General features: G+C 73.5%; 7 protein-coding genes. 1 reads left to right on the plus strand and 6 read right to left on the minus strand.

Annotation, left to right across the window (positions count from 1 at the left end):
- Positions 1–724, minus strand: a 724-nt coding sequence (locus AWZ10_RS01490; RefSeq protein WP_060890248.1) for a cobalt-precorrin-6A reductase, incomplete at its 3' end; no start/stop codon positions are given.
- An 18-nt stretch (positions 725–742) separates the two neighbouring features.
- Between AWZ10_RS01490 and AWZ10_RS01495 the strand changes: the two genes are divergently transcribed.
- Positions 743–1,915: a cobalt-precorrin-5B (C(1))-methyltransferase gene (locus AWZ10_RS01495; protein WP_046708050.1), complete on the plus strand. Its 1,173-nt coding sequence runs from the start codon at positions 743–745 to the stop codon at positions 1,913–1,915.
- Here the strand turns inward: AWZ10_RS01495 and AWZ10_RS01500 are convergent.
- The 5 genes from AWZ10_RS01500 to AWZ10_RS01520 form a co-directional block, all read right to left on the minus strand.
- On the minus strand, positions 1,912–2,913 hold the full coding sequence (locus tag AWZ10_RS01500) for an ABC transporter substrate-binding protein (protein ID WP_060890249.1): 1,002 nt from the start codon (positions 2,911–2,913) through the stop codon (positions 1,912–1,914). The genes AWZ10_RS01495 and AWZ10_RS01500 overlap by 4 nt on opposite strands.
- 8 nt (positions 2,914–2,921) lie before the next feature.
- Positions 2,922–3,689 carry an ABC transporter ATP-binding protein gene (locus AWZ10_RS01505; RefSeq protein ID WP_046708052.1) on the minus strand — a complete coding sequence of 256 codons (768 nt, stop codon included), beginning with the start codon at positions 3,687–3,689 and terminating at the stop codon, positions 2,922–2,924.
- A gap of 2 nt (positions 3,690–3,691) precedes the next feature.
- Positions 3,692–4,747 carry a FecCD family ABC transporter permease gene (locus AWZ10_RS01510; protein ID WP_060890250.1) on the minus strand — a complete coding sequence of 352 codons (1,056 nt, stop codon included), beginning with the start codon at positions 4,745–4,747 and terminating at the stop codon, positions 3,692–3,694.
- Positions 4,748–5,424: 677 nt separating this feature from the next.
- Positions 5,425–6,174, minus strand: a complete 750-nt coding sequence (cobM, locus tag AWZ10_RS01515; protein ID WP_046710115.1) for a precorrin-4 C(11)-methyltransferase — start codon at positions 6,172–6,174, stop codon at positions 5,425–5,427.
- Positions 6,171–7,257 (minus strand): bifunctional cobalt-precorrin-7 (C(5))-methyltransferase/cobalt-precorrin-6B (C(15))-methyltransferase (locus tag AWZ10_RS01520; protein ID WP_060890251.1); only part of this gene is annotated, 1,087 nt, incomplete at its 5' end. The genes cobM and AWZ10_RS01520, both read right to left, overlap by 4 nt.

Consider the following 7,257-nt stretch of genomic DNA (forward strand, 5'->3'; position numbering starts at 1 on the left):
GGACCCAGCGGGCCGCCGCCTCCGGGTCCGCCACCGCGGTGACGCCCTCGGGCACGGGCGGCCTGCGCACCACGACGACGGGCACCCCGGCCTCACGGGCCGCGGTCAGCTTCGGCGCGGTGGCGGCTCCCCCGCTGTCCTTCGTCACGACGACGTCGACGCGGTGGCGGCGCAGCAGTTCCCGCTCCCCGTCGAGGGTGAAGGGGCCCCGGTCGAGCAGCACCTCCGTCCGGGCCGGGTGCGGGGTCTCGGGCGGGTCTACGGACCGTACGAGGAACCACAGGTCGTCCAGGGCGGCGAACGCGGCCAGGCCCATGCGCCCGGTGGTGAGGAACACGCGTCGGCCGAGCGTGGGCAGCAGGCCCGCGGCCTCCTCCAGGGAGCCGACGTCGTGCCAGTCGTCGCCGTCGGCCGGGACCCAGCCGGGCCGGCGCAGCGCGAGCAGGGGAACATGGGTGGTGGCGGCCGCCCGTGCCGCGTGGAAACTCATGGTCCCGGCGAAAGGATGGGTGGCGTCGATGAGCGCGTCCACCCCGTGCTCGCGCAGCCAGGCGGCCAGCCCCTCGGCCCCGCCGAAGCCGCCGACGCGGACCTCGCCCGGAGGCAGCCGGGGGCTGGCGACCCGTCCGGCGAGGGAGCTGGTCAGCCTGAGGCCAGGTGCGCCGTGCAGCAGTTCGGCCAGGCGGCGGGCCTCCGTGGTTCCGCCGAGTATCAGTACGTGCATGGAAGTCCGGGTCCGTTCATGAGCGGTGAAGCGAAAGACGTCGGTGTGGCGAAAGACGCCGGTGCGACGAACGACGTCGGCGAGGCCAAGGGTGGTCGTGCGGCCCAACTCAAGCACACCGGTCTGCGGCACGGCTGGACCACCGGTGCCTGTGCGACCGCCGCCACGACGGCCGCGTACACCGCGCTGCTGACCGGCGAGTTCCCCGACCCGGTGACCATCACCCTGCCGAAGGGCCAGACCCCGTCGTTCGCGCTCGCCGTCGAGGAGCTGACCGGCGGGAGCGCGATGGCGGGGATCGTGAAGGACGCGGGCGACGATCCGGACGTCACGCACGGCGCGCTGGTCCGGGCCACCGTACGGCGGCTGCCCGCCGGGGCCGGGGTGGTCTTCCGGGCCGGCCCCGGCGTCGGCACGATCACTCGTCCGGGCCTGCCCCTGGCCGTCGGCGAACCGGCCGTGAACCCGGTCCCCCGGCAGATGATGCGGGACCACGTCGCCGAGGTCGCCGCCCGCCACGGCGGCACCGGCGATGTCGAGATCACCCTCTCCGTCGACCACGGTGAGGAGATCGCCCGCTCCACCTGGAACCCCCGCCTCGGCATCCTCGGCGGCCTGTCCATCCTGGGGACGACCGGGATCGTCGTCCCGTACTCCTGCTCGGCGTGGATCGACTCCATCCGGCGGGGCGTGGACGTGGCGCGCGCGGCCGGGCGCACGCATGTCGCCGGGTGCACGGGGTCGACGTCGGAGAAGACGGTCGTCGCCGAGTACGAGCTGCCCGACGACGCGCTGCTCGACATGGGCGACTTCGCGGGCGCGGTGCTCAAGTACGTGCGCCGGCATCCCGTCGACCGGTTGACCATCTGCGGCGGCTTCGCCAAGCTCTCCAAGCTCGCCGCCGGCCATCTCGACCTGCACTCGGCCCGCTCCCAGGTCGACAAGGGCTTCCTCGCCGAGCTGGCCCGGCGCGGCGGCGCGGACGAGGCACTGGCCGCCGAGGTGGCCGACGCCAACACCGGGCTCGCCGCGCTCCAGCTGTGCATGGCGGCCGGGGTGCCGCTCGGCGACCTGGTCGCGACGACGGCCCGCGACGAGGCCCTGGCCGTGCTGCGGGGCGCACCCGTCGCGGTCGACGTCATCTGCATCGACCGGGCGGGCACGGTCGTGGGCCGCAGCTCGGTCCGCTAACTCCCCGAGACAGTCCGGAGGTAGGCGCCGAGGCGGGCGACGGCCGACGGGTTGCGGGGGCTCTCCACCAGGTCGACGTAGTCGAGGACGAAGATCCGCCTGTGCTTGATCGCGGAGACGTTGCGCAGCGGGGCGTAGGAGAGCAGGAACTTCTTCTTCTGCTCGGCGCTGACGTCCCCGTAGTCGCAGATGACGATGGTGTCGGGGTCCCGCTGGACGACGCTCTCCCAGCCGACGGTGGTCCAGGAGTCCTCGACGTCGTGCATGACGTTGACCCCGCCGGCCTCGGTGATGATCTGCTCGGGGGCGGCGTAGCGGCCGGAGGTGAAGGGCTGGTCCTGGCCGCTGTCGTACAGGAAGACCTTGGGCTTCTTCGCGGGCGCCTCGGCGCGCACACCCGCGATCTGCTTCTTGAAGTCGGCGATGAGGGTGGCTGCCCGCTTCTCGACGCCGAACAGCTTTCCGAGGTTGGTGAGGTCGGTGTAGAGGGCGTCCAGGGGCGGCATGATGCCGCGCGAGGTCTCGGTCCGGCCGTTGCGGCAGGACTCGGTGAGGATGTAGGAGGGGACGCCGAGCTTCTTCAGGGTGTCGGGGGTGAAGCCGGCGTCCTCGCGGAAGCCGTAGTTCCAGCCGGCGAAGACGAGGTCGGCCTTGGCGTCGAGGACGTTCTCCTTGGTGAGCTGGTCCTTCGACAGCCACGTCACCTTGTCGTAGCCGTCCTTCCAGGGCACACCGCTCAGGTCACCCTTGTCGTCGGGCATGGCGAACCCGGCCATGCGGTCCTCCAGACCGAGGGCGAACATCAGCTCGGTGATCCCGACGTCGTTGGTGACCACGCGCTCGGGGACCTTGTCGAAGGTGACCCTTTGACCGCAGTTGGTGAGGGTGACCGCCTTCTGGGCGGACGGGGACTTGGCGTCCGCCGACGATTCGACGGTCGCGCCGCATCCGGTGGCGGTCGCGGCGAGACAGAGGGCGGCGGCGAGCAGCTTGCGCATGGGGGTCCTCAGGTCGTGGAGGGGAGCAGGTCGAACAGGAGTTGCACGGCGCCGGTCGCCGGGTGCCGTACGGGATGCGCGCGGACCCCGAACACCTCGGCGAGCAGGTCCGGTCGCAGGACGTCGTGGGGCGGGCCCGACGTGACGATCCGGCCGTCCGCGATCACGTACAGGACGTCGCAGTGCGCGGCGGCCAGGTTGAGGTCGTGCAGGGCGGCGAGCACGGTGACGCCGCTGTCGCGCACCAGGGACAGGACGTCCAACTGGTGGGCGATGTCGAGGTGGTTGGTGGGTTCGTCGAGGACGAGCACCCGGGGCTGCTGGGCGAGGGCGCGGGCGAGCAGGACGCGCTGTTTCTCGCCGCCGGACAGAGCCAGGAACCCCCGGTCGGCGAGGTGGTCCACGCCGGTGCGGCCCATGGCCCGCACGCAGATCTCCGCGTCGGAGGCGGCCGTGCGGTCCCGGTGCGGCAGCCGTCCCATGGCGACCACCTCGGCGACTGTGAAGTCGAACTCGGCGGACGACTCCTGCGGCAGCGCGGCCAGCACCCGGGCCGCGGCCCGGGGCGGCATCGCGTGCACGTCCTCGCCGTCCAGCCGCACCCCGCCGGCGGCCGGGCGCAGGGCCCGGTACACACAGCGCAACAGCGTCGACTTACCGCTGCCGTTGGGGCCGACGAGGCCGACGAACGCCCCGCTGTCGGCGGTGAGCCGGATGTCGTCGACCAGTCGGGCCCCGGCGGCCTCGACGCTCACGCCGTCGATGTCGAGTCGCATGGTCAGCGGCCTCCGAACGCGTAGCCGCCGCGCCGCATCAGCACCAGGAAGGCGGGCACCCCGACCACGGCGGTGATCACTCCGACGGGCAGTTCGGCGGGGGCGAGCAGCAGCCGGGACAGTACGTCCGCCCACACCAGGAGCACGGCGCCGACGAGCGGGGCCACCGCCAGCACCCGCCGGTGGTCGGCGCCGACCAGCATCCGCACGACGTGCGGCACCATCAGCCCGACGAAGCCGATGGCCCCGCTGACCGCGACCACGGTCCCGGTCACGGCGGCGGTGACGAGGAACAGCTCCCTGCGCAGCCGCTCCGGTCGGACACCGAGTGCGGCCGAGGTCTCGTCGCCCATGGCGAGGGCGTTGAGCGATTCGGCCCGCCGACGCAGCCAGGCCCACCCCGCCGCCACGGTCACGGCGACGAGCGGCACCTGCGCCCAGGTCGCCCCGCCGAGACTGCCCAGCAGCCACATCAGCGCCGACCGCGCAGCCTCGCCGCGGGCCGCGCCGAACACCATGACCGTGGTGACCGCTTCGAAGCCGTACGCCAGTGCCGTACCGGTCAGGACCAGCCGCAGCGGGGTCAGCCCGTGCGGCGAGCGGGCCACGGCGTACACCAACGCCATCGCGCCGAGCGCCGAGAGGAACGCCGACGCGGACAGCGCCCAGATCCCGAGCCCGGCGAACGCGCCGAGCAGGATGACCGCGTTGGCGCCCACCGCCGCGCCGGAGGAGATGCCGAGCACGAACGGGTCGCCGAGCGCGTTGCGCACGATCGCCTGGACGGCCACCCCGACGGACGCGAGTCCGGCGCCGACGACGGCACCGAGCACGACGCGCGGCAGCCGGATCTCCCAGACGATGGTGTACGAGGCGGCGTCCCCGGCGTGCACGGTCCCGCCGGTGAGCCCGGCCCACAGGAACCGGAGGACGTCCGTCCATCCGATGCCGGCGGCGCCCAGGCCGGTGCCGCCGACGAGCGACAGCAGCAGCAGGAGTGCGAGGCCGAGGATCAGCGGGGGCAGGGGTATGCGGCTGGGGGTGGGGCTGCGGCGCACGGTCGGGGCGGTCCTTCGCCTTGGGCCGCCTGGTGGGACGTCGGTCAGGAGCAGCCCGTACGGCACGCCGGCCGTTCGGTCCCCTCTCGCAGTCCACGGCGAGCGTTCAACGGGTCGCACCACCCACGGGCGATCGGGCTCGCACGACGGTCTGTTCGACCGTCGCGCACACCGTTGCGGGTCAGCGCCGGGTTCTCACCGGACTTCCCCCGCGGGAGGCATGGTGAGCCTAGCACCGGGTGCCGGGGCGCCCTCGGGCTCGGGTGGCTCGGGTTCGTTGGCGACTACGGGTCCGGTGGGGCTTCTCGCGCAGTTCCCCGCGCCCCTGAAAAGCCGGGGCTACGCCCCATGCTTTTCAGACCCGCCAGCCGTCACCTTCAAGCCCACCGGCCGTCGCCTTCAGACCCACCGGGCCGTCACCTTCAGACCCACCGGGCCGTCACCTTCAGACCCACCAGCCCGTCACCTTCAGACCCACCAGCCCGTCACCTTCAAGCCCACCAGCCCGTCACCTTCAGACCCACCAGCCCGTCACCTTCAGACCCACCAGCCCGTCACCTTCAGGCCCACCGGCTTTCGCCTTCAGGCCCACCGGGGCCTGAATCTTTTAGGGGCGCGGGGAACTGCGCGAGAAGCCCCACCGGACCCGCGTCCGACAACGAACCCAACCGGCCCGCTCAACAGCTGTGCCGGTCCCGTCCCGGCGAGTACAGGTGGCTGTCCCTGAACTGCTGCGCACCCAGCGTCCGGCCGACCATGATCACAGCCGTACGCAGCACACCCGCCCCCTTCACCTGCCCGGCGATGTCCACGAGCGTGCCCCGGAGGATCAGCTCGTCGGGCCGGGACGCGTACGCGACGACCGCGACGGGACAGTCCGCGCCGTAGTGCGGGAGGAGTTCCTCGACGACGCGGTCCACGTACCGGGCGGCCAGGTGCAGCACGATCAGCGCACCGCTGCGGCCGAGGGTGGCCAGGTCCTCGCCCTCCGGCATGGCGGTGGCGCGCTGGGCGATGCGGGTGAGGATGACGGTCTGGCCGACCGTCGGCACGGTCAGCTCCCGCTTCAGGGCAGCCGCCGCCGCGGCGAAGGCGGGCACGCCCGGCACCACCTCGTACGGCACTCCGGCCGCGTCCAGCCGTCGCATCTGCTCGGCGACCGCGCTGAACACGGACGGGTCCCCGGAGTGCAGCCGGGCCACGTCGTGGCCCTCCTCGTGGGCACGCAGCACCTCGGCGGTGATCTGGTCCAGGTCGAGCTGGGCGGTGTCCACCAGCCGTGCGTCCGGCGGGCATTCGGCCAGCAGTTCGCGCGGGACGAGGCTGCCCGCGTACAGGCAGACCCGGCAGGCGGCGAGCGTACGGGCGCCGCGGACCGTGATCAGGTCGGCGGCACCGGGGCCGGCCCCGATGAAGTACACGGTCATCTGTCTGCTCCTGGAAGGGTGTCGAGGGTCTTCTCCACGGCCCACTGGGTCACCGGCATCGCCTGCCGCCACCCGGTGAAGCCGCCCACGGGCACGGTGTGCGCCACCGCGAGCCGTACCAGCTCGCCGCCGTGGCGGCGGTGTGCGGCGGCGAGCAGCGCCTCGGACTCCAGCGTCACGGTGTTGGCGACCAGCCGCCCGCCGAGGGGAAGCGCCTGGAGGCAGGCGTCGAGGAGGCCCGGCACGGTGAGGCCGCCACCGATGAACACGGCGTCCGGCTGTGGCAGTTCGGCCAGCGCGCCGGGCGCTCCACCGGTGACGACCCGCAGGCCGGGCACGCCGAGCCGGTCGGCGTTGCGGGTGATGCGTTCGGCCCGCACCGGGTCGCGTTCGACGGTGACCGCCCGGCAGGAGGGGTGCGTACGCATCCACTCGATGGCGATCGAGCCGGACCCGCCGCCGACGTCCCACAGCAGTTCGCCGGGTGCCGGGGCGAGCGCGGCCAGCGTGGCGGCGCGCACATACCGCTTGGTGAGCTGTCCGTCGTGCTCGTAGGCCTCGTCGGGAAGGCCGGGGGCGGCGCCGAGCCGCAGGGTGTCCGGGGCCCGCCGGCACTCGACGGCGACGATGTTGAGGGGGTCGCCGGGCGGGTGTGTCCGCGCCCAGTCGTCGGCGGTGGTCCCGGTACCCGTCCGTTCCCGCTCCCCGCCGAGCTGTTCCAGGACGCGCATCCGGCTCGGCCCGAAGCCCCGGTCCCGCAGCAGGGCGGCGACCTCGGCGGGCGTGCCGGCGTCCGCGCTGAGCACAAGGAGCCGACGGCCCTCGTGCAGGGCGGCGGCCAGGCGGGCGGCGGGTCTGCCGACGAGCGTGACGACCTCGACGTCCTCCAGCGGCCAGCCGAGGCGGGCGGCCGCGTAGGAGACGGACGAGGGGTGCGGCAGGACGCGCAGCCGGTCACCGGCCTCCTCGGCGAGGGCGCGGCCGATGCCGTAGAACATGGGGTCCCCGCTGGCCAGTACCGCGATTCGGCGGCCGGCGTGCGCGGCGAGCAGGGCGGGGACGGCGGGGCGCAGGGGCGAGGGC

The sequence above is a fragment of the Streptomyces europaeiscabiei genome, assembly GCF_001550375.1.
GTDB classification, from domain to species: Bacteria; Actinomycetota; Actinomycetes; order Streptomycetales; family Streptomycetaceae; genus Streptomyces; species Streptomyces europaeiscabiei.

Coding starts and splice junctions, on each gene's coding strand:
- cobM (WP_046710115.1), bottom strand. CDS start 6,174: ATGACCGTGTACTTCATCGGGGCCGGCCCCGGTGCCGCCGACCTGATC.
- AWZ10_RS01505 (WP_046708052.1), bottom strand. CDS start 3,689: ATGCGACTCGACATCGACGGCGTGAGCGTCGAGGCCGCCGGGGCCCGA.
- AWZ10_RS01500 (WP_060890249.1), bottom strand. CDS start 2,913: ATGCGCAAGCTGCTCGCCGCCGCCCTCTGTCTCGCCGCGACCGCCACC.
- AWZ10_RS01495 (WP_046708050.1), top strand. CDS start 743: ATGAGCGGTGAAGCGAAAGACGTCGGTGTGGCGAAAGACGCCGGTGCG.